General features: G+C 44.4%; 1 pseudogene. It reads right to left on the bottom strand.

The features are described 5' to 3' along the window. Positions 1–3: 3 nt before the first annotated feature. Positions 4–313: pseudogene (locus AB4585_RS23555) on the bottom strand (sensor histidine kinase); the annotation flags it as partial.

Genomic DNA, 313 nt, shown 5'->3' with positions numbered 1-313 from the left:
TTCTTACACCAAAGGCACCAAACCTGTTGATGGCAAGGTGAAGCTCTGTTGATATTCATTGTCTGTTTGCTTCGTTTCAAGATAGCTGTGGTGAAGCATTAAGATTGACTGCACTATCTTAATGCCAATGCCTAACGAGCCCCCTTGAGCGTTAGGTTCAACGTGGTTAGTAAATCTAAATCTGATATCAGCCTTATTGGTCGTAAGCTCTGCCTGACAGCACACTGTTGAATGTGCAGGGCTATGCCTTAGCGCGTTTTCAAGCAAATTAGCCACCAAGCGCTCTAACAACACCTTATCTCCTATGGTTTGC

The organism is Vibrio sp. 10N.222.49.C9 (genome assembly GCF_041474985.1).
GTDB lineage: Bacteria > Pseudomonadota > Gammaproteobacteria > Enterobacterales > Vibrionaceae > Vibrio > Vibrio crassostreae_C.
This window is presented reverse-complemented; position numbering and strand designations above follow the sequence as displayed.